Raw genomic sequence first — 18,734 nt, 5'->3', positions numbered from 1 at the left:
TGGCAAGGACTCTAGGCAGCGGCGCCCCGGCTTGCATCCTTCGGGCTAGGGAGCTTGCGGAACAAGGCGATGTGCGCGGCCGGGCATTGCAGCGCCCAACCCCAGCGCCGGGCGATCCAGTCCAGCGTGGCGCGCTCGTAAAAGCACACATGGGTCGGGTCATGGACATAGCGCCAGGCCGCGAAGTCACGCTCCGGCTGGCGCCACTGCGTCATCAGTCCCAGCCAGCCACCGGGGCGCAGCAGCGCGTCCAGCCGCGCGAACTCGGCCGCCGGGGCGTGGAAATGCTCGGCCACCTCGGAGCAGCTGATGAAGTCATAGCGGCGCTGTAGCAACTCGGTATGCGGGGCATAGATGGGGTCGTAGGCGGCGGTGAGGAAGCCGCGCTCGCTGAGCATGGCCGCCAAGGCCAGGCCGGGGCCGCAACCATAGTCCAGACCCTCGTCGCCGGGCCGCAGCCGCTCGGCCAGCGGCAGGGCCAGGCGGTCGAGGAAGGCCCGATAGTGGCTGTCCCCGGGCTCGTTGCGGTGCCGGTCGTACTCCTGCTTTTCGGCGCTCGGGCTCGGGCGGTCGGCCGGCTGCATGAAGCTGAGCCGGCAGCGCGGGCACTGCCGGTAGGCGCGCTCGCGCACGGCAGGCAGGGTCAGCAGATCGAGGCCGCCGCACAAGGGGCAGGCGATGCGGGGCAGAGCGCTCATGCATCGGATTATCCGGACCGCGATCGCTACTTAGAATCAGCGCTTCCTTGTTTGATGACGCCACGCAACTGGCGGCCGCCTGAATGACTGCAGCAGCTCCCGTGGTGATCGTCGGTGCCGGCCTGGCCGGTTTGACCGTGGCCTTGCATCTGGCCGATGCGGTGCCGGTCATCGTGCTGGCCAAGCGCGACCTGACCGAGGCGGCCACCGCCTGGGCCCAGGGCGGCATCGTCGGCGTGCTGGGGCGCGACGACAGCATCGAGAGCCATGTGCGCGACACCCAGGACGCCGGCGCCGGCCTGGTCGACGAGGCCACCGCCCGCTTCATCGCCGAGCGCAGCGCGGCGGCGGTCGAGTGGCTGGTGCAGCAGGGTGTGCCCTTCACGCCGGACGACGACGGCCCGCTGGGCCTGCATCTGACCCGCGAGGGCGGCCATGCGGTGCGTCGCATCGCCCACGCGGCCGATGCCACCGGCAAGGCCATCCACGACCAGTTGCTGGCGGCCGCCCATGCCCATCCCAATATCACGCTGCGCGAGCGCTGGATGGCGCTGGATCTGATCACCTCGCGCCATGTGCAGCGCCATCTGCAACATGAAGTGCAACCGCGCTGCTACGGCATCTACGCGCTGGACATCGACAGCCGCCGCGTCGAAACCCTGGCCGCGCGCGCGGTCGTGATGGCCACCGGCGGCGCCGGCAAGGTCTATCGCTACACGACCAACCCCGACACCTCGACCGGCGACGGCATCGCGATGGCCTGGCGGGCCGGCTGCCGGGTTGCGAACATGGAGTTCATCCAGTTCCACCCGACCTGCCTCTACCACCCGCAGGAGCGCAGTTTCCTGATCACCGAGGCGCTGCGCGGCGAGGGCGGTCATCTGAAATTGCCGGACGGCACCCGCTTCATGGCCGCGCATGATGAGCGCATGGAGCTGGCGCCGCGCGACATTGTCGCCCGCGCGATCGACTTCGAGATGAAGAAGCACGGCCTGGACCATGTGTGGCTGGACGCCACGCACCTGGGCGAGGCCTTTCTGAAGGAGCATTTCCCGACCATCCATGCGCGCTGCCTGAGTCTGGGCATCGATATCGCGCGCCAGGCGATCCCGGTCGTGCCGGCCGTGCATTTCACCTGCGGCGGTGTCGTCACCGACCTGAAGGGCTGCAGCGATCTGCCGGGGCTTTATGCGGTCGGTGAGACCAGCTATACCGGCCTGCATGGCGCGAACCGCCTGGCCAGCAATTCGCTGCTGGAATGCGTGGTGCTGGGCCAGACCTGTGCGCAGGACATCCTGGCCCGGGACGAGGGCGAGCCGGCGCCGCTACCGGCCTGGGACGAGAGCCAGGTCGAGGACGCCGACGAGCAGGTCGTGATCGCCCACAACTGGGACGAGCTGCGCTTGTTGATGTGGAACTATGTGGGTATCGTGCGCACCACCAAGCGCTTGGAGCGGGCGCTGCACCGCATCGATCTGTTGCGCGGCGAGATCGACGACTACTACGCCAACTTCCGCGTCACCCGCGATCTGCTGGAGCTGCGCAATCTGGTCGATTGCGCCGAGCTGATCGTGCGTTCGGCGCTGCTGCGCCACGAGAGCCGCGGCCTGCATTTCAGCCGCGACTATCCGCGCACCCTGCCGGTCAGCTTCCCGACCGTGCTGATCGCCGAGCGGGGGCTGCGCGGCGGATGAAGAGGCTCAGCGCCGCGCGCGCAGCGCGGTGCGCGCCTGCACGAAGTTGAAGGCATAGGTAACCGCCTCGCTGATCGCGGCGTCGATCTCCAGCCGCTCATGCTCGGTCAGGTAGAAGGAGAAATCCACCTCGTGGCGGATGTAGCGCGGCGGCAGGCGGTTCAGCGCCACGCAGGCCACGTCGACCAGCAGGTCGTTGCTGCTGATGGCCGGGAACTGCGGGGCCACCGTCGCGACGGCGTTGAACACCTCGCGTTCGTGGTGGTTGTAGAGCGAGCTGAAGTCGGTCATGAGGCGTCTCGTCTTTCTGTGGATCCGCGCAAGCGTATTCGCTTTATAGCGCTCCCTGCAGACGAAAAACGGGCGCCATTCCCCCTTATTCAGGCTGCGCCTATGCCGGTCTTCATGCCGGCCGTCCGGGCTTTCAGCGCCGCCGTGAAGTCCAGCATGCGTTCGATGCAGCCCAGCGCCTTGATACGCACCGGCTCGTCGATCTGGATCTCGCCCTGGCCCTGTTCCAGGCAGTCAATCACGCCCTGCAGCCCGTTCATCGCCATCCAGGGGCAGTGCGCGCAGCTCTTGCAGGTGGCGCTGTTGCCGGCGGTGGGCGCCTCGATCAGGGTCTTCCCGGGCGCCAGCTGGCGCATGCGGTGCAGGATGCCGTTGTCGGTGGCGACGATGTATTCCTGCGCCTTGCCTTCGACCACGGCCTTGATCAGCGCCGAGGTCGAGCCCACGACGTGGGCCTTGTCGACCACGCTCTTGGGCGACTCGGGGTGGACCAGAATCATCGCGTCCGGATGCTGCTCGCTCAACAGGTCCAGCTCCAGACCCTTGAACTCGTCGTGGACGATGCAGGCGCCGTTCCACATCAGCATGTCGGCACCGGTCTGCTCCTGGATGTAGCGGCCCAGATGGCGATCCGGCGCCCACAGGATCTTCTCGCCCTTGGCCTTCAGCTCGGCGACGATTTCGAGCGCGCAGGAGCTGGTGACCATCCAGTCGGCGCGCGCCTTCACCGCCGCGCTGGTGTTGGCGTAGACCACCACCTTGCGGTCCGGATGGGCGTCGCAGAAGGCCGCGAACTCATCGGCCGGGCAACCCAGGTCCAGCGAGCAGGTGGCGTCCAGATCGGGCATCAGCACGCGCTTCTCCGGGGACAGGATCTTGGCGCTCTCGCCCATGAAGCGCACGCCGGCGACGATCAGGGTCTGGGCTTCGTGGTCGCGGCCGAAGCGGGCCATCTCCAGCGAGTCGGAGACGATGCCGCCGGTCTCCAGCGCCAGATCCTGCAGATCGCCGTCCACGTAGTAATGCGCCACCAGCACCGCATTGCGGGCCTTCAGCAGCGCGGCGGCGCGGGCTTTCAGCGTGGCACGCTGGCTGGGCGTCAAGGGCGCCGGCACCTTGGCCCAGGCATGGGCGGTGCAACTGGCGCCTTCGGCGTCCTGGCGGGTGTAGTCGAAGAGAACCTGAGTCATCAGCGGATTTTAGGTCTGCGGCCATGCCGCCCGTTGGCGTCAGGCCTTTCGGAGCGCGATGGCCTTGCTCAGGCCTCGGCAAAGAAGCGGCTTGGCGGCATGCCCACGGTGCGCGTCACCATCGCGGTGAAGGCGCTGGCGCTGGCATAGCCGAGCTCGGCGGCGATATGGCTCATCGGCTTTTGCCGCGCGGCCATCGACAGCGCATGGGCCAGCAGCACCTGGCTGCGCCACTGGCCGTAGCCGCTGCCCAGCTGTTCGCGGAACAGACGCGAGATCGTGCGCTCGCTGGCGCCGACCTCGGCGGCCCAGTCGGCCAGACTGCTGTGGCGGCCCGGCTCTTCGATGATGGCCTGGCACAGCCGCAGCAGGCGCTTGTCCTGCGGCAGGGCCACGCCCAGGCGCAGGCTGCGCGCCCGGACCAGCTCGTCGACGATCAGATGGGTGATGCAGCGTTCGCGCTCGGCCGGGGTGTCGGGCGCGGCGTCCGGGTCGGTGGGCAGCTGCAGCACCAGCTCGCGCAGCAGCGGCGAAACCTCCAGCACCCGGCATTGCGACCAGGCGGGCGCCTGTGTGAGGCTCTCATGCAGATAGAGCGTGCGCAGATCGGCCCGCTCGATAGCCGAGACCGCATGGACGATGCGCGGCGCGATCCAGACCGCACGCGAAGGTGGCACGATGAAGGTGCTCGCGCTGGTGCTGACGCGCACCGCCCCACCCACCGAGAACACCAGCTGGCCCCAGTCGTGCTGGTGCGGCTGGATGTCCATCTGGTGCTCCATCAGCCGCGCCTTGCCGCGCAGCGGGCGCTCCGGGCTCGGGGCGTAACGGCGCGGGTCGGCGGGCGGCAGGCTGGTGCGCGTGGCGGATCGAGAGGTGGCCATTGGCGTGATTGCGACAAAGCTTGGCGATCTATCGTAACCCGGCCGCGCCGCCGCCGCCTACATTGGCGCCATGACGACGCATACCGCCTCCCTCACCCTCGACGGCCGCGCCCAGGCCCGGCGCGACTACGGCACGATCAGCCTGATCGGCCTGGCCCACGGCACCTCGCACTTCTTCCACATGCTGCTGCCGCCGCTGTTCCCGGCCTTCATCAAGGATTTCGGGCTCAGCTATTCGGAGCTGGGCCTGCTGGTCACGACCTTCTTCGTGATCTCGGGCATCGGCCAGGCGCTGGCCGGTTTTCTGGTTGACAAGCGCGGCGCACGGCCGGTGCTGTTCGCGGCGCTGGCCTGCTTTGTGCTGGCCTCGGTCGCGGCCGGCATGGCCACCGGCTTTGCCGGCCTGATGCTGGCGGCGGCGCTGGCGGGCCTGGGCAACTCGCCTTTCCACCCGGTGGACTTCACGATACTGAACAAGCGCGTCTCGCAGCCGCGCCTGGGCCATGCCTTCTCGGTGCATGGCATCACCGGCAACCTGGGCTGGGCGCTGGCGCCGGTGTTCTCGATCGGCATCGCCGAGGCCACCGGCAACTGGCGCTATGCCTATCTGGGCACCGGCCTGGTGGCGCTGGCGGTGATCGCGCTGCTGTTCCTCAAGCGCGCGGCGATTGATGACAGCCAGGGTTCCTGGGGCCATGCCAAGCCTGCCGCCGGTGTCAAGGAAGAGCATCCGATGGCCTTTCTGCGCCTGCCCTCGGTCTGGCTGTGCTTCTCGTTCTTCTTCTTCACGACCGCCGCGTTGAGCGCGATCCAGAGCTTTGCCAGCCCGGCGCTGGGCCAGATGTACGGCCTGCCGCTGAGCCTGACCGCCTATGTGGTGACCGGCTATATGCTGTGCGGCGCACTGGGCATGGTGATCGGCGGCTTCCTGGTCGCCAAGGTGCAGCGCCTGGAACGCACGATCGCGCTGGCGATGGCGCTGGCCGCCGGCCTGCTGCTGCTGGTCGCGGCCGGCTGGCTGCCGCCGCTGGTGGCTGCGGCAGCCACCGCGCTGGCCGGCTTCGGCACCGGCCTGGCCGGGCCCTCGCGCGACATGCTGATCAAGCGCGCCGCGCCCCCGGGCGCCACCGGCCGGGTCTACGGCACGGTGTACTCGGGCCTGGATGTCGGCTTCGCGCTGGCCGCGCCGGTATTCGGCGCCTTGTTGGACGGCGGCCATCCGGCCGGCGTGTTCGCCGGCTCGGCCGCGGCCCTGGGCCTGGGCATCGCCTCGGCCGGCCTGGTCGGTCTGCGCATCGCCCGCACGCGGCTGGCCACCGCATAAGCGCTGATGTGCGCCGGCCCTGGCCGGCGCTACATCCGGCCCATGCCACAAAGCCCTGACTCCACTTCATCACGACTGGCCGGCCACCTGCTGGTCGAGGCCTTGATCGCCCAGGGTGTCCATACCGTCTTCGGCGTGCCAAGTGATACGTTGTATTAACTCGTCGGAACGTGCCTCTAACTGCCCCTGTTCAGCCGAGTCAGCCACCGGCTACTCGCTATTGAATCAATGGGCCTTTGGTCTAAAGAAAGCTAGATCCCAAAGCCGCTGGTCATGCTCGCATGTCGTGGAGGGGGGGAGCCGCTAGCACCGCCCAGCAGCGATGCCCAACCTTGTCCGTAGGGGTAGTAGGTGTAGGCGCTGCTGGTTGCTAGCTTGCGGCCGTCGGGGGTGTTCACCTTGATACGGCTTGCCGTAAGGCGGCCTTCGACCAAGATGGACTCTGCGCTGACAAACTTGGGTTCGACTTCAGGGGCGGTTATTGGGGTCTTGGATACACAGCCAGGAAGGCAGGTTTTCTCCCATACGAAGACTGATGGGTCCGCACACGCCTTCTGGCACGCTGGTGTTGCCCATTCGGAAGTGTTGGTAAGGCGGAAGTATCCGAAGTGCCCCTCCTTGATGTCTACGCTTTCGTACTTGTGCCTTTGCCCGAAGCGGTATGCATACATGGCGCTGGTGCCGTAGAACACACTTCGCACCGGAACTACTTCATGCACGACAAACCGATCTGGGCTCTTGCACAGCGCCTGGTACTCCCAGTAACTGGGGTAGAGAAAGTGGAGAAACGGAAAGGCGATAGCGCAGCCTATAACTCCAACCCAAACAAGTGGCCGGATACGCTCGTCAAACAGTCGCGTAAACAGCCAAGCCACGAAGATTGCGGCTACCAAAAACGCCAATGCGATCAATCCAATCATGTCGAACTCCCTCTACTTTGTTTTTCAGGCAACTATCTCATGCCAGAGGTGATGGCCTCATGCCTGCGCGCTGAGTAAAAGGCCTCATACATGGTCGTAGTAGCCGGCGCTACAGTTGATGGCATGGGCAATACACGATCTAGACTCGCCGGCCATGCTTTGGTCGAAGCATTGATTTCTCAAGGCGTGAGTTCCGTCTTCGGCGTGCCCGGCGATACGGTATCCAAATCAGTCCGTTTCCAATGAGAACGTTCCAACAGGCCCTCTCCGCAGCCTTTGAACGGCTAGGCGCTATTGGTAATGGGCTTGCCTTGATAGAAACCGCAACCGAAGAGCGCGACGAAGGTTGGGTGTTTTATCACCAGGGCGAGGACTACCTTGCCACCGGGGACTTCTCGTCAATGCTCGTTGGCAACGCTCCACTCTTTGTTCCTCGTGATGGCGCGACGCCGGCCATCATCAGCTACCACCGATCGGTAGACGAAAGCATGGCGGCCTACCGCTTCTGCGGGGACCCAAATGCTGCTCCAAACGCGGAAGTGGTGCTCTCTGGATGGAAGATTGGCGCGTCGAAGGTGTCCGCGACTCAAACCATCAGGTCGGCAACGTCTCTCGGCCTTAGCGAAGCCAAGCAAACGGTTGACGCTTGCTTGAACGGGCATGCTGTTCCCATAGGAACGGCCAGCGTCGATGGCGCGCGGGCGTTGGTATCCACACTTGCGTCACTAGGTTTTATCGCGGAAATTTCCTATGGGGAGCGTCAGGTCTTCTGCATGCCAGACATTGGCTCTCCACTCGCGACAGGTGCGTAGGAGCGAGCCCCGCCAGCAATAGCCGTTGAGGATTTGCATCAACTTCACCGCCTTCTAAATTCAGCCGCATGCCCCTCCGCCCGATCGCATCCTCCGAGCGTCTCGCCGGCCACGTCCTCGTTGAGGCCCTCATCGAACAGGGCATTGCCGACATTTTTGGAGTGCCTGGCGATTCGGTATCTAGACCGATAAGCGAAAAGAACAGTCACTCGGACAAGCAGGCCTAAACCTTATGCACCCAGAGATTGTGAAACTGGTGGATATGCTTGATGAGGCGGCGGCGCTGCTTCGCAAGCATCGCGATGACCACCGGGCAAGTTGGATGGAGCGAGATGCCCAACTCATTCGGAGCCTCGATTTCTACGGGGTGCAGCACCTACTACAGGCATTCGGTGGGATGGGCAGTCTGAACGATGTGACCTTTACGCAGCCGAACATCGACGGAAGGGTTGTCGGCCTGGTGGATGACGACAGAATTTCAGCGCTGCGTCAAAAAATCTACGAACTGGCTCATAAATTGGCGCAAGAGGAATCGGCTGCGAGCCCCGGTAACGCTTGATCGCCATTGCACGCTTGCACGAATCCCGGCACTCGCTACAGTCAGCCGCCATGAACAGTAGTCACAACGGAACCGGCGCGCGCCTTGCCGGCCATGCCCTCGTCGAAGCTCTGATCGCCCAAGGGGTGGATTTTGTTTTTGGAGTCCCCGGCGAGAGCTATCTGGCTGTGCTGGACGGCTTTCACGAGCACCGCGACAAAGGCATCCGCTTCATCGCCTGCCGCCAGGAGGGCGGGGCGGCCTTCATGGCCGAGGCCCAAGGCAAGCTGACGGGCCGGCCTGGCATCTGCTTCGTGACCCGCGGGCCGGGCGCCACCAATGCCAGCATCGGCCTGCACACCGCCTTCCAGGACAGCACGCCGATGATTCTCTTCATCGGCCAGGTGGCCAGCGAGCAGCGCGACCGCGAGGCGTTTCAGGAGCTCGACTACCGCCAGATGTTCGGCCCCGGCACGCTGGGTTTCGCCAAATGGGTCGGCGAGGTGCAGGATGCCGACCGCCTGCCCGAGTACATCGCCCGCGCTTTCCATACCGCGCTGCAGGGCCGGCCCGGCCCGGTCGTGCTGGTGCTGCCCGAGGACATGCTGACCGAGATGACGGCCGCGCCGGTGCTGCCGCGCGTCGCGCCGGCCCAGGCCTGGCCGGCGCCGGCCGCGCTGGCCGATCTGCGCTCGCGGCTGCTGGCGGCCCTGCGGCCCCTGGTGATCGTCGGCGGCGGCGGCTGGACGCCTGACAGCTGCGCGGCGCTGCAGCGCTTTGCCGAGGCCTGGCAATTGCCGGTCGGCTGTGCCTTCCGCTTCCAGGATCTGTTCGACAACCGCCACCCGCTCTATGCCGGCGATGTGGGCATCGGCATCAATCCGAAGCTGGCGCAGCGGGTGCAGCAGGCCGACCTGATCCTCGCGGTGGGCCCGCGCCTGGGCGAGATGACCACCGGTGGCTACACCTTGCTGCAGGCACCGCGCCCCAGCCAGCAACTGCTGCACATCCATGCCGGCGCCGAGGAGCTGGGCCGTGTCTATGCGGCCGATCTGATGATCAATGCCAGCATGAGCTGTGCGGCCCAGGCGCTGCAGAGCCTGGCGGCGCCGGACAGCGTCGCCTGGACCGACTGGGCGCATCAGGCCCATGCCGACTACCAAGCGAATCTGCTCCCCCAGCCGGTCAGCCCGCTGGACATGGCCGAGGTCGTCAAGACCCTGAGCCGGGCGATGCCCGAGGGCACCATCTTCACCAATGGCGCCGGCAACTACAGCGGCTGGCTGCACCGCTTCCATCAGTACCCGGCGCTGCACCAGCATGGCCGCACCCAGTTGGCCCCGACCTCGGGCGCGATGGGTTACGGCGTGCCGGCGGCCGTGGCGGCCAGCCTGCTCGATCCCGAGCGCTGGGTCGTCAATATCGCCGGTGATGGCGACTTCCTGATGACCGGCCAGGAACTGGCCACTGCCACCGGCTATGGCGCGAAACGGCTGATCTCGGTGGTGGTCGACAACGGCACTTACGGCACGATCAGGATGCATCAGGAGCGCGAGTACCCGGGCCGGGTCTCGGGCAGCGATCTGTTCAATCCCGACTTCGTGCAACTGGCGCTGGCCTATGGCTGGGCCGCCCAGCGTGTCGATCACACCGAGGACTTCGCCCCGGCGCTGCAGGCTGCGCTGGCGGCCGGCAAGCCGACGCTCTTGCATCTGCGCCTGTCCACCGATGTCTCGACCAGCCGCAGCACGCTGACGGCGATCCGCGAGGCGGCCAGACAGCGTCTGGGACAATGAGGGGATGGAACACATCAACTTCGAACTGCGCGGCGAATTCATCGAGCTGGACAAGCTGCTCAAGGCCACCGGCCTGGCCGATAGCGGCGGCGTGGCCCGCATGATGATCACCGAGCATCAGGTCCAGGTGGACGGGCAGACCGAGTTGCGCAAGACCGCCAAGATCCGTGCTGGCCAGGTCGTGAGCCTGCAGGGCGCGCGCATCAAGGTGCTGGCCGATCCGCTGCAAGACTAACGCAAGCACTGAAGCACAAGGAAGCCGCCGATGAACTTTTCGACCTGCGATTTCTGCGACGAGCACAAGAGCGACGACAGCGGCGAGTTCCGCGTCGTCCCCGGCGGCCTCTACCGCAGCTATGGTGGCCTGGCGCGCTTTGCCGGCCCGGTCACGACGGTGCGCGCGCTGGAGGACAACAGCCTGCTCAAGAGCGCTGTCGAGAGCCCCGGTCAGGGCCGGGTGCTGGTGTTCGATGGCGGCGGCTCGATGCAGCGCGCGCTGATTGGCGGCAATCTGGCCGCCGCCGCCGCCAAGAACGGCTGGGCCGGCCTGCTGATCCATGGCTGCGTGCGCGATCTGGCCGAGCTGCGCGCCACCCAGCTCGGCATCCTGGCGCTGGGCCATGTGCCCATGCCTACCGAGCGGCGCGGCCAGGGCCTGGCCGATGTGGCCCTGCAACTGCATGGGCTGTGGGTGCGCCCGGGTGACTGGCTCTATGCCGACGACGACGGTGTCGTGATCAGCGCCAAGCCCCTCAGCCCGCCTTGATCGAACCGGCGCTGGTGAAGAACTCGCCACCGCCCAGATGATGCAGGGCCCGCTGCGGCGGTGCCAGGTCTTGCCAGCGTCCGTTGATGAAGGCCGCGTCGTCGGCCCAGGCCGCCACGACCTCGGCCAGGAACAGGTCGTAGGTCTTCTCGTTGTGCGGCTCGGGGTAGACGCGGCATTCCAACCAGGCCAGGCAGCCGGCGATCAGCGGTGCCTGGACCTGCGAGGCCGGCGCGGTGGCGAGATTCCAGCGCGCGAACTTGTCCAGATCGCGGCCGCTGCTGTTGCCGACACCGACCACCATCTCGATCTGGGCCGCGCAGGGCACGCTCAGCACGAATTCGCCGGAGGCCTCGATCAGGCGGCGGCTGAAGGTGTTCTTGTCGATGACGACCGCCACCTTGGGCGGCGAGAAATCGAGCGGCATATTCCAGGCCGCCGCCATCACATCGCGCTGCCCGCCATGCGCGCTGGCCACCAATACGGTGGGGCCGTGGTTCAAGAGGCGGCTGGCCTTGGCCAGGTCGACGGCGACCCTCATGCGGCGAACACACTCAGCAGGCGGTCCAGCCCGCCTTCGTTGATCGCCACCATGGCCTGCTCACGCACCTTGGGTTTGGCATGGAAGGCCACCGAGAGGCCGGCGGCGCCCATCATGGGCAGATCGTTGGCGCCGTCGCCGACAGCGATGGTCTGCGCCGGCGTGGCGCCGATCTCGGCCGCGCATTGCAACAGCATGCGACGCTTCTCCTCGCCATCGCAGATTTCGCCCCAGGCCTGCATCACCAGGCCCCCGGTCAGCGCGCCGTCGACGATTTGCAGCTCGTTGCTGCGCACGTAATCCATGCCCAACTCGGCCGCGACATAGCGGGTGAAGAAGGTAAAGCCACCCGAGACCAGCACTAGCTTCAGCCCGGCGGCCTTGAGCGCGGCGCACAGCTCGCGGGCACCGGGGTTGAACTGAAGACGCTCGCGCAGCACCTGCTCCAAGGCGCTGACCGGCACGCCCTTCAGCAGCGCCAGACGGCGGCGCAGGCTGTCCTTGAAGTCCGTGATCTCGCCGCGCATCGCGGCCTCGGTGATGGCGGCCACCTCGGCCTTCTTGCCGGCCGCGTCGGCGATCTCGTCGATGCACTCGATATTGATCAGGGTCGAGTCCATGTCGAAGGCGGCGAGCTTGAAGTCGGCCAGTCGCAGCGGGGGCGTGAAGCCCTGGGTGATGAGGTCTTGCATCGGCATAGCTTGGATTGAGAAGGTCAGTTCAGCCAGTTTTCAACGTTCAGTCCCGGCACACGCCGGAACTCCGCATCCGCGCTGACCAGGGTGGCCCCCAGTGCCAGCGCATGGGCGGCGATCAAGAGGTCGTTGGGGCCGATGGGGGTGCCGGCGGCTTCAAGTTGGGCGCGCAGCGAGGCGTAAACCGGCGCCACCTTGTCGTCCAGCGGCAGCAGCAGCAGTGGCCGCATGGCGATTTCGTACTGACGCTGCAGGCGAGGGGAGGGGCGTTTTTGCAGACCGTAGAGCAGCTCGCATTGCACCACGGTGCTGGTGGAAAGTTGACAGGCGCCGAGGGTTTGGAGTCGATCCTCCAGGCGCTTGGCGGCGCTGCCCTCCGCGTCCCGCATGAGGTGGCTGATGATGTTGGTGTCCAGCAGGTAAAGCATCGTGCGGCTCAGGAGTCCGGCGCTTCCAGCACGATGTCATCCAGGGGGAGCAGCCCTGCATCCACGTCGGGGAATTCGTCGTCGATGGGGCCTTGCTTGGCCAGCTCTGCAAGGGCGGCCAGCAGCGCAGCCGGTGATCCCTTCTCGTACTCTGGCTTGATGGCCTCGATGATCAGCCGGTCGCCCTCGCGGCGCATCAATGCCTCGTTGCCCGGCAACTCGAACTCCCTGGGGATGCGCACCGCCTGGTTGGCGCCGTTGCGGAACAGGCGGACATGGCGCTCGGTGCTTTCCGGCATATAGGCGGGAGCGCTTTCGCTGGCATGGGGCATGGCAGACTCCAGACGGTGGCGGTGTGTGAAGTCTAGCCTATGCCGCAGCATATGCCGAACATCAATCCTGCTTCAAGGGCTGGCCCAGCAGGCGCAGCACCTCGCGGATCGCCTGCGCACGGTCCTTGGGATCACTGAGCGCCTTGTCGATGCGCAGCTTGTCGTTGCCGACCAGCTTGATATTGCGGTTCTTCTGCACCAGCTCGATCACGCGCATCGCGTCGATCGGCGGATTCGGGCGGAAGTTGATATTCATCACGCTGGGCGCCGCGTCGATCTTGGCCACGCCATAGGGCTTGGCCAGCACGCGCAGGCGGTGCGTGTCGAACAGGGTCTGGCCCTGGGCCGGCAGCTTGCCGAAGCGGTCGGTGACTTCTTCGAGCAGCTTGTCGATCTGCTCGCTCTTGTCGGCCGTGGCCAGGCGCTTGTAGAGGCTCAGGCGCACATGGACATCGCCGCAATAGGCATCGGGCAGCAGGGCCGGCGCATGCAGATTGATCTCGGTGACGGCCGCCAGCGGGCTCAGTAGATCCGGCTCCTTGCCGGCCTTCAGCGAGCGCACCGCCTCGCTGAGCATTTCGTTGTAGAGCTGGAAGCCGACTTCCATCATGTTGCCGCTCTGGTTCTCGCCCAGCACCTCGCCGGCGCCGCGGATCTCCAGATCATGCATGGCCAGATAGAAGCCCGAGCCCAGCTCCTCCATCGCCTGGATCGCGTCCAGGCGCTGGGTGGCCTGCTTGGTCAGGCCCTGGATGTCGGGCACCATCAGATAGGCATAGGCCTGGTGATGCGAGCGGCCGACGCGGCCGCGCAGCTGGTGCAGCTGGGCCAGGCCGAACTTGTCGGCGCGCGCGATGATGATGGTGTTGGCGCTGGGCACATCGATGCCGGTCTCGATGATGGTCGAGCAGAGCAAGACGTTGTGCTTGCCGCCGACGAACTCCCGCATCACCCGCTCCAGCTCGCGCTCGGGCATCTGGCCATGGGCGACGATGATGCGGGCCTCGGGCACCAGCTCCTCGAGCTTCTGGCGCCGGTTCTCGATGGTGTCGACCTCGTTGTGCAGGAAGTAGACCTGGCCGCCGCGCTTGAGCTCGCGCAGCATGGCCTCGCGTATCGTGCCGCTGCTCTCGGCCCGCACAAAGGTCTTGATCGCCAGTCGCCGCTGCGGCGCGGTCGCGATCACGCTGAGATCGCGCAGTCCTTCCAGCGCCATGCCCAGCGTGCGCGGGATAGGCGTCGCGGTCAGCGTCAGCACATCGACCTCGGCGCGCATCGCCTTCATCGCCTCCTTGTGGCGCACGCCGAAGCGGTGCTCCTCGTCGATCACCAAAAGGCCCAGGCGGGCGAACTTGACCTCGGCGCTGAGCAGCTTGTGGGTGCCGATCACGATGTCTATCGTGCCGTCGGCCAGGCCCTCCATCGCGGCCTTGATCTCCTTGGCCGAGCGGAAGCGGCTCATCTCGGCCACCTTGACCGGCCACTTGCCGAAGCGGTCGGCGATGTTCTGGAAATGCTGCTCGGCCAGCAGCGTGGTCGGCGCCAGCACCGCGACCTGCTTGCCGCCCATCACCGCGACAAAGGCGGCGCGCAGCGCCACCTCGGTCTTGCCGAAGCCGACATCGCCGCAGACCAGGCGGTCCATGGGCTTGGGGCTGATCATGTCCTGGATCACCGCATGGATCGCGGCGCGCTGGTCGGGCGTTTCCTCGAAGCCGAAGCTGGCGGCAAAGGCCTCGTAGTCATGGCCCGAGTAGCGGAAGGCATGGCCCTCGCGCGCGGCGCGGCGGGCATAGAGGTTCAACAGTTCGGCGGCGGTGTCGCGCACCTGCTCGGCCGCCTTGCGCTTGGCCTTCTCCCACTGGCCCGAACCGAGCCGGTGCAGTGGCGCCTCTTCGGCGGAGACGCCGGTGTAGCGGCTGATCAGGTGCAGCTGGGCCACCGGCACGTACAGCGTGGCCTTGTCGGCGTACTCCAGGTGCAGGAATTCGCTGGCACCGTCGCCGATATCGATATTGATCAGGCCCTGGTAGCGGCCGATGCCATGGTTGCTGTGCACCACCGGGTCGCCGACCTTGAGCTCGGACAGGTCCTTGATCAGCGCATTGACATCGCTGACCTGCTCCTGCTTGCGGCGGCGCCGCGTCGTCGGCGTGGTCGCGAACAGCTCGGTTTCGGTGAAAAGCTGGATCTCTCGGCCTGCCTCGGGCTCGCGCCAGAAGAAACCGGCGGCCAGCGGCGCTGCGGTGATCGCGAACTTCTCGTCGCTGGCCTCGAACTCGGCCAGGTCCTTCACCGAGGGCGGCTCTATCTTGTTGTCGCGCAGCAGCTCCAAGAGGCTCTCGCGCCGGCCCTCGCTCTCGGCCAGGATCAGCACGCGATGCGGTGTGCTCTTCAAGTGCGCGCCCAGCCGGGCCAGCGGCTCCTGCGCGCCGCGTTCGACCGACACATCGGGCAGCGGCCGCGCATAGTCGACGGCCTCGCTGCCCCGCACCGCCAGCACCGCATGGCTGTGCGTCAGCGCGAAGAAGTCCTCGACCTTCAGGAACAGCTCTTCGGGCGGCAGGATGGGTCTATCGGGGTCGTGCTGCAGGAAGCGGTGGCGCTCGCGGGTGTCGGTCCAGAAACGGTTCAGCGCCGCGTCGATATCGCCGTGCAGTGCCAAGCCCAGCTCGGCGCCGACGAAGTCGAACAGCGTTGCGGTCTGCTCGAAGAAGATCGGCAGGTAGTACTCGATGCCGCCGCTGGCAATGCCCTGGTCGATGTCCTTGTAGATGCGCGACTTGCTCGGGTCGCCCTCCATCTTCTCGCGCCAGCGCGAGCGGAAGGCCTTGCGCGAGGCCTCGTCCATCGGGAACTCGCGGCCCGGCAGCAGCCGCACTTCGGGCACCGGGTAGAGGCTGCGCTGGCTGTCGGGGTCGAAGGTGCGGATCGAGTCGACCTCGTCGCCGAACAGGTCGACCCGGTAAGGCACCAGCGAACCCATGGGGAACAGATCGATCAGCCCGCCGCGCACCGCGTACTCGCCGGGCGAGACGACCTGGCTGACATGGGTGTAGCCGCCCAGGGTCAGCTGCGACTTCAGGCTGGCCTCATCCAGGCGCTGCTTCTGCTTGAAATGGAAGGTGGTCGCGGCCAGGAAGCTGGGCGGTGCCAGCCTTGTGAGCGCGGTGGTGGCCGGCAGCAGCACGACATCGACCGGACGCTGGTCCACCGGCTTGCCCTGGCTCTGCAGCAGGCTCCACAAGGTGGCCAGGCGCTCCGAGATCAGGTCCTGGTGGGGCGAGAAGGTGTCATAGGGCAGGGTCTCCCAGTCCGGGAACACCGCGACGCGCAGATCGGGCGCGAAGAACTTCAGCTCGTCCTCCAGCCGCTGCGTGTCGCCGGGCTCGGCCGTGACGATCAGGCTCAGGCGGCCGGCTTCGCGCTGCTGCAGCGCAAAGCGCGCCAGCAGCAGGGCATCGGCCGAGCCAGTGGGGCGGGGCTGGTTGAACTTTTTTCCGGGGACGATCAGGGGCAGCTGCATGGCTTCAGAAACGACAACAGCCCCGTCGCGGGGCCTGGAGGCATTGTAGGCAGGCATGGCATGCTTGCAGCCTCAGACAGGAGAAGCAGGCGATGAAGCTCGGAATTTATCTGTTCGACGAGGTCGAGGTGCTGGACTTCGCCGGCCCCTTCGAGGTGTTCTCGACCGCCTCGCGCCTGGCCGGGCGTGACGGCAGCGAGCCGCCGTTCGAGGTGCTGACCCTGGGGCCCAGCCTTGACCCGGTGCGTGCCCGTGCCGGCCTGATGGTCACGCCGCAGTACACGCTGGACCAGCATCCCGAGCTGGATGTGCTGATCGTGCCCGGCGGCGTGGTCACGGCCGAGCTGCAGCGCCCGGGCCTGGACGACTGGCTGCTGGTGCAGAGCTGCCGGCTCAAGGTGCTGGCCTCGATCTGCACCGGCGCCTTCCTGCTCGAGAAAGCCGGGCTGCTGACCGAGCGCGAGGCCATCACGCACTGGGAAGACCTGGACGATCTGCGCGCCGCCTCCCAGGCTTCCGGCTCGCTGCTGAAGGTGCTGGCCAAGCAGCGCTGGGTCGAGGCCAAGCCCTGGGTGCATCATGGCGGCACCTGCCGGCTGTTCACATCGGCCGGCATCTCGGCCGGCATCGATCTGAGCTTGCATCTGGTGGCCGAGCTGGCCAGCCCCGAGCTGGCGCGCCGCACCGCCCGCCAGATGGACTATGACTGGCGCGCGGCCAATGGCTCGGTGCTGCAGGCGGCGCTGGGCGCCGACAGCCTGCCCTGACGGCGCGCAGCAATCCTCCTGTCGATTCCGCCGGGTCTGCTTCGTCGTAGCGGGCGGGGTCAGCGACAAGCCGATCGCCTGTGACCGGCAGCCTGGCCCGCGACCGGAGGCGGGCATGAGAAAAATCATTGCGGCACTGCAGCTGTCGGTGGACGGCTTGATCGAGGGGCCGGCCGGCGAGCTGGACTGGATCGGCAGCTGGGACGACGGCTTCGGGCTGATGCCCCGGATCGACACCTGCTTGTTGGGTGGTGGCATGTATCCGGGCTATGAGCAGTACTGGAACGCGATCCTGGCCGATCCGGGCGCGGCCGCCCCGGCGGAGCTGGCTTATGCGCGCTTTGCCGCCGTGACCGCCCATATCGTGCTGTCGACACGCATGGGCCAGCCTAGCTGGAAGCACACCCGCGTGGTCCGCGATCTGGCGGCGATTCGAGCGCTGAAGCAGCAGCCCGGCCGGGACATGCACGCGCTGGGCGGTGCCGCCTTTGTGTCCAGCCTACTGGAGGCCGGCCTGGTCGATGAGCTGTGTCTGCTGATGCATCCGCTGATACTGGGCCGTGGCAAGCCGCTGTTCCAGGGCTTGGCCGGCCGTCATGGGCTGCGCCTGCTGGAGGCGCGGCCGCTGGCCGGCGGCCTGGTTCGCATCAGCTATGCGCTCGGCCAGGGTTCGGCCTAGGCCCGCTGCTGTGCCAGCCAGAGCGCGGACAGGGTCTTGTTGCAGTCGGCGATGGTGGCGATGCAGTCCAGGCCGCTGCGCTCGACCTCGGCCAGCAGTTGCAGCCAGGCCGGCGCGGCCTCCAGAATTAGCTTGGAGTGGCCGGTGCTGACCCAGCCTGCCTCGGCCAGCTGCTGCAGATAGACCCAGGTCTGGCGTCGCGCCAGGCCGGCGAAGGAGCCGATGAGGGCCTGGGCCATCGGCAGATGCAGGCCGCCGCTGCGCCGCGCCGCGGCCAGGCCGGCGGCGCCGGCCGCAGCCATCGCCAGCGTGGCCAGCACGCCGACCAGGCGCTGGAAGCCATTGCCCGAGAGGCGCAGGGAGACCTGGTCCTGGATGCGGGTCGCGGTGGCGGCATAGAGCTGGAACACATCGGCTTTGCAGAGCTGCTCGGCCGAGCCGGTGATGCCAATGCCTTCCTTGGGAATGGTCAGGGTCGAGACCGCCGTCAGCGCGGTGACCTCGTACCGGGCCAGTTCCTTGCCGACCGGTGAGGTCCAGCCGATCACATCGCCGAACCACAGGATGGCGACCGGCACGTCCTCGCCGTCCTCCCCACGACCATGGGGCCGCGAGCTCAGGCGAGTTGCCCCCTCGCGTATCGCCATCCAATGCAGCAGCGGCTGACCGGCCTCGATGATGACCTGGCCACGACCGTAGTGCTGCACCGTGGCCAGCTTCAGCCAGCTCTGTGCGGGGGCGCCTTCTACCGCCCCACAGCTGCCGGGCGCACGCAGATTCGGCATGCCGACCACGCCGGCGGCCGCCTTCTTGTCAATTGCCACCTCGATACCTCTGATTTCTTTGCTTCAGT

The 18,734-nt window shown here is 66.8% G+C and carries 20 protein-coding genes; 9 read left to right on the top strand and 11 right to left on the bottom strand.

What is annotated here, in order from left to right; genetic code table 11:
- Positions 1-11: 11 nt before the first annotated feature.
- A complete protein-coding gene (locus O5M90_RS07085) occupies positions 12-698 on the bottom strand; it encodes a class I SAM-dependent methyltransferase (protein WP_269840492.1) in 687 nt (228 codons plus the stop codon).
- A gap of 83 nt (positions 699-781) precedes the next feature.
- Between O5M90_RS07085 and nadB the strand changes: the two genes are divergently transcribed.
- Positions 782-2,392, top strand: coding sequence for an L-aspartate oxidase (gene nadB, locus O5M90_RS07080; RefSeq protein ID WP_269840491.1), 1,611 nt, complete (start codon positions 782-784; stop codon positions 2,390-2,392).
- A gap of 6 nt (positions 2,393-2,398) precedes the next feature.
- Here the strand turns inward: nadB and O5M90_RS07075 are convergent, their stop codons facing one another.
- The 3 genes from O5M90_RS07075 to O5M90_RS07065 form a co-directional block, all read right to left on the bottom strand.
- Complete coding sequence (locus O5M90_RS07075; RefSeq protein WP_137941867.1) at positions 2,399-2,683, bottom strand: late competence development ComFB family protein; 285 nt, start codon at positions 2,681-2,683, stop codon at positions 2,399-2,401.
- Between the two features lie 89 nt (positions 2,684-2,772).
- Positions 2,773-3,873: a quinolinate synthase NadA gene (nadA, locus tag O5M90_RS07070; protein ID WP_269840490.1), complete on the bottom strand. Its 1,101-nt coding sequence runs from the start codon at positions 3,871-3,873 to the stop codon at positions 2,773-2,775.
- Between the two features lie 68 nt (positions 3,874-3,941).
- Entirely contained in the window at positions 3,942-4,757 is an 816-nt protein-coding gene (locus tag O5M90_RS07065; protein WP_269840489.1) for an AraC family transcriptional regulator, read from the bottom strand.
- Positions 4,758-4,827: 70 nt separating this feature from the next.
- Between O5M90_RS07065 and O5M90_RS07060 the strand changes: the two genes are divergently transcribed.
- Positions 4,828-6,081: an MFS transporter gene (locus O5M90_RS07060; protein ID WP_440401910.1), complete on the top strand. Its 1,254-nt coding sequence runs from the start codon at positions 4,828-4,830 to the stop codon at positions 6,079-6,081.
- A gap of 251 nt (positions 6,082-6,332) precedes the next feature.
- On the opposite strand, the gene O5M90_RS07055 is transcribed toward O5M90_RS07060, so the two are convergent.
- Entirely contained in the window at positions 6,333-7,001 is a 669-nt protein-coding gene (locus tag O5M90_RS07055) for a hypothetical protein (RefSeq protein ID WP_440401909.1), read from the bottom strand.
- 242 nt (positions 7,002-7,243) lie between these two features.
- On the opposite strand from O5M90_RS07055, the gene O5M90_RS07050 reads away from it, so the two are divergent.
- The 5 genes from O5M90_RS07050 to rraA all read left to right on the top strand — a co-directional run bounded on the left by O5M90_RS07050 (position 7,244) and on the right by rraA (position 10,913).
- Complete coding sequence (locus O5M90_RS07050; RefSeq protein WP_269840487.1) at positions 7,244-7,813, top strand: YrhB domain-containing protein; 570 nt, start codon at positions 7,244-7,246, stop codon at positions 7,811-7,813.
- Positions 7,814-8,045: 232 nt separating this feature from the next.
- Complete coding sequence (locus O5M90_RS07045; RefSeq protein WP_269840486.1) at positions 8,046-8,372, top strand: DUF6966 domain-containing protein; 327 nt, start codon at positions 8,046-8,048, stop codon at positions 8,370-8,372.
- A gap of 50 nt (positions 8,373-8,422) precedes the next feature.
- Complete coding sequence (locus O5M90_RS07040; protein ID WP_269840485.1) at positions 8,423-10,147, top strand: thiamine pyrophosphate-binding protein; 1,725 nt, start codon at positions 8,423-8,425, stop codon at positions 10,145-10,147.
- A 4-nt stretch (positions 10,148-10,151) separates the two neighbouring features.
- Positions 10,152-10,382, top strand: coding sequence for an RNA-binding S4 domain-containing protein (locus O5M90_RS07035; protein ID WP_269840484.1), 231 nt, complete (start codon positions 10,152-10,154; stop codon positions 10,380-10,382).
- A 30-nt stretch (positions 10,383-10,412) separates the two neighbouring features.
- Positions 10,413-10,913 carry a ribonuclease E activity regulator RraA gene (gene rraA, locus O5M90_RS07030; protein WP_269840483.1) on the top strand — a complete coding sequence of 167 codons (501 nt, stop codon included), beginning with the start codon at positions 10,413-10,415 and terminating at the stop codon, positions 10,911-10,913.
- On the opposite strand, the gene O5M90_RS07025 is transcribed toward rraA, so the two are convergent.
- The 5 genes from O5M90_RS07025 to mfd all read right to left on the bottom strand — a co-directional run bounded on the left by O5M90_RS07025 (position 10,900) and on the right by mfd (position 16,435).
- Positions 10,900-11,454: a flavin reductase family protein gene (locus tag O5M90_RS07025; protein ID WP_269840482.1), complete on the bottom strand. Its 555-nt coding sequence runs from the start codon at positions 11,452-11,454 to the stop codon at positions 10,900-10,902. The genes rraA and O5M90_RS07025 overlap by 14 nt on opposite strands.
- Entirely contained in the window at positions 11,451-12,146 is a 696-nt protein-coding gene (serB, locus tag O5M90_RS07020) for a phosphoserine phosphatase SerB (RefSeq protein ID WP_440401908.1), read from the bottom strand. Before serB ends, O5M90_RS07025 begins: the two co-directional genes overlap by 4 nt.
- Positions 12,147-12,169: 23 nt before the next feature.
- The gene (locus tag O5M90_RS07015) at positions 12,170-12,577 is read right to left on the bottom strand and encodes a PIN domain-containing protein (protein WP_269840647.1); all 408 of its coding nucleotides are present in this window, start codon (positions 12,575-12,577) and stop codon (positions 12,170-12,172) included.
- Between the two features lie 8 nt (positions 12,578-12,585).
- Complete coding sequence (locus O5M90_RS07010) at positions 12,586-12,909, bottom strand: antitoxin (RefSeq protein WP_440401907.1); 324 nt, start codon at positions 12,907-12,909, stop codon at positions 12,586-12,588.
- Positions 12,910-12,970: 61 nt separating this feature from the next.
- Positions 12,971-16,435, bottom strand: a complete 3,465-nt coding sequence (mfd, locus tag O5M90_RS07005) for a transcription-repair coupling factor (RefSeq protein WP_440401906.1) — start codon at positions 16,433-16,435, stop codon at positions 12,971-12,973.
- A gap of 92 nt (positions 16,436-16,527) precedes the next feature.
- Between mfd and O5M90_RS07000 the strand changes: the two genes are divergently transcribed.
- Positions 16,528-17,202 carry a DJ-1/PfpI family protein gene (locus tag O5M90_RS07000; RefSeq protein WP_269840480.1) on the top strand — a complete coding sequence of 225 codons (675 nt, stop codon included), beginning with the start codon at positions 16,528-16,530 and terminating at the stop codon, positions 17,200-17,202.
- Positions 17,203-17,317: 115 nt separating this feature from the next.
- Positions 17,318-17,881, top strand: coding sequence for a dihydrofolate reductase family protein (locus tag O5M90_RS06995; protein WP_269840479.1), 564 nt, complete (start codon positions 17,318-17,320; stop codon positions 17,879-17,881).
- Here O5M90_RS06995 and O5M90_RS06990 read toward each other — a convergent pair.
- The gene (locus O5M90_RS06990) at positions 17,878-18,705 is read right to left on the bottom strand and encodes a Crp/Fnr family transcriptional regulator (RefSeq protein ID WP_269840478.1); all 828 of its coding nucleotides are present in this window, start codon (positions 18,703-18,705) and stop codon (positions 17,878-17,880) included. The two genes, O5M90_RS06995 and O5M90_RS06990, sit on opposite strands and share 4 nt — an antisense overlap.
- Positions 18,706-18,734 lie beyond the last annotated feature (29 nt).

This window comes from Paucibacter sp. M5-1 (assembly GCF_027498415.2).
Lineage (GTDB): Bacteria > Pseudomonadota > Gammaproteobacteria > Burkholderiales > Burkholderiaceae_C > Roseateles_E.
The sequence above is the reverse complement of the archived record's forward strand: the minus strand, read 5'-3'. Positions and strand labels throughout refer to the sequence as shown.

What these genes read in the sequence shown, in the direction of transcription:
- O5M90_RS07085 (WP_269840492.1), bottom strand. Translation starts at nt 698, where the DNA reads ATGAGCGCTCTGCCCCGCATCGCCTGCCCCTTGTGCGGCGGCCTCGAT.
- nadB (WP_269840491.1), top strand. Translation starts at nt 782, where the DNA reads ATGACTGCAGCAGCTCCCGTGGTGATCGTCGGTGCCGGCCTGGCCGGT.
- O5M90_RS07075 (WP_137941867.1), bottom strand. Translation starts at nt 2,683, where the DNA reads ATGACCGACTTCAGCTCGCTCTACAACCACCACGAACGCGAGGTGTTC.
- nadA (WP_269840490.1), bottom strand. Translation starts at nt 3,873, where the DNA reads ATGACTCAGGTTCTCTTCGACTACACCCGCCAGGACGCCGAAGGCGCC.
- O5M90_RS07065 (WP_269840489.1), bottom strand. Translation starts at nt 4,757, where the DNA reads ATGGCCACCTCTCGATCCGCCACGCGCACCAGCCTGCCGCCCGCCGAC.
- O5M90_RS07060 (WP_440401910.1), top strand. Translation starts at nt 4,828, where the DNA reads ATGACGACGCATACCGCCTCCCTCACCCTCGACGGCCGCGCCCAGGCC.
- O5M90_RS07055 (WP_440401909.1), bottom strand. Translation starts at nt 7,001, where the DNA reads ATGATTGGATTGATCGCATTGGCGTTTTTGGTAGCCGCAATCTTCGTG.
- O5M90_RS07050 (WP_269840487.1), top strand. Translation starts at nt 7,244, where the DNA reads ATGAGAACGTTCCAACAGGCCCTCTCCGCAGCCTTTGAACGGCTAGGC.
- O5M90_RS07045 (WP_269840486.1), top strand. Translation starts at nt 8,046, where the DNA reads ATGCACCCAGAGATTGTGAAACTGGTGGATATGCTTGATGAGGCGGCG.
- O5M90_RS07040 (WP_269840485.1), top strand. Translation starts at nt 8,423, where the DNA reads ATGAACAGTAGTCACAACGGAACCGGCGCGCGCCTTGCCGGCCATGCC.
- O5M90_RS07035 (WP_269840484.1), top strand. Translation starts at nt 10,152, where the DNA reads ATGGAACACATCAACTTCGAACTGCGCGGCGAATTCATCGAGCTGGAC.
- rraA (WP_269840483.1), top strand. Translation starts at nt 10,413, where the DNA reads ATGAACTTTTCGACCTGCGATTTCTGCGACGAGCACAAGAGCGACGAC.
- O5M90_RS07025 (WP_269840482.1), bottom strand. Translation starts at nt 11,454, where the DNA reads ATGAGGGTCGCCGTCGACCTGGCCAAGGCCAGCCGCCTCTTGAACCAC.
- serB (WP_440401908.1), bottom strand. Translation starts at nt 12,146, where the DNA reads ATGCAAGACCTCATCACCCAGGGCTTCACGCCCCCGCTGCGACTGGCC.
- O5M90_RS07015 (WP_269840647.1), bottom strand. Translation starts at nt 12,577, where the DNA reads ATGCTTTACCTGCTGGACACCAACATCATCAGCCACCTCATGCGGGAC.
- O5M90_RS07010 (WP_440401907.1), bottom strand. Translation starts at nt 12,909, where the DNA reads ATGCCCCATGCCAGCGAAAGCGCTCCCGCCTATATGCCGGAAAGCACC.
- mfd (WP_440401906.1), bottom strand. Translation starts at nt 16,435, where the DNA reads ATGCAGCTGCCCCTGATCGTCCCCGGAAAAAAGTTCAACCAGCCCCGC.
- O5M90_RS07000 (WP_269840480.1), top strand. Translation starts at nt 16,528, where the DNA reads ATGAAGCTCGGAATTTATCTGTTCGACGAGGTCGAGGTGCTGGACTTC.
- O5M90_RS06995 (WP_269840479.1), top strand. Translation starts at nt 17,318, where the DNA reads ATGAGAAAAATCATTGCGGCACTGCAGCTGTCGGTGGACGGCTTGATC.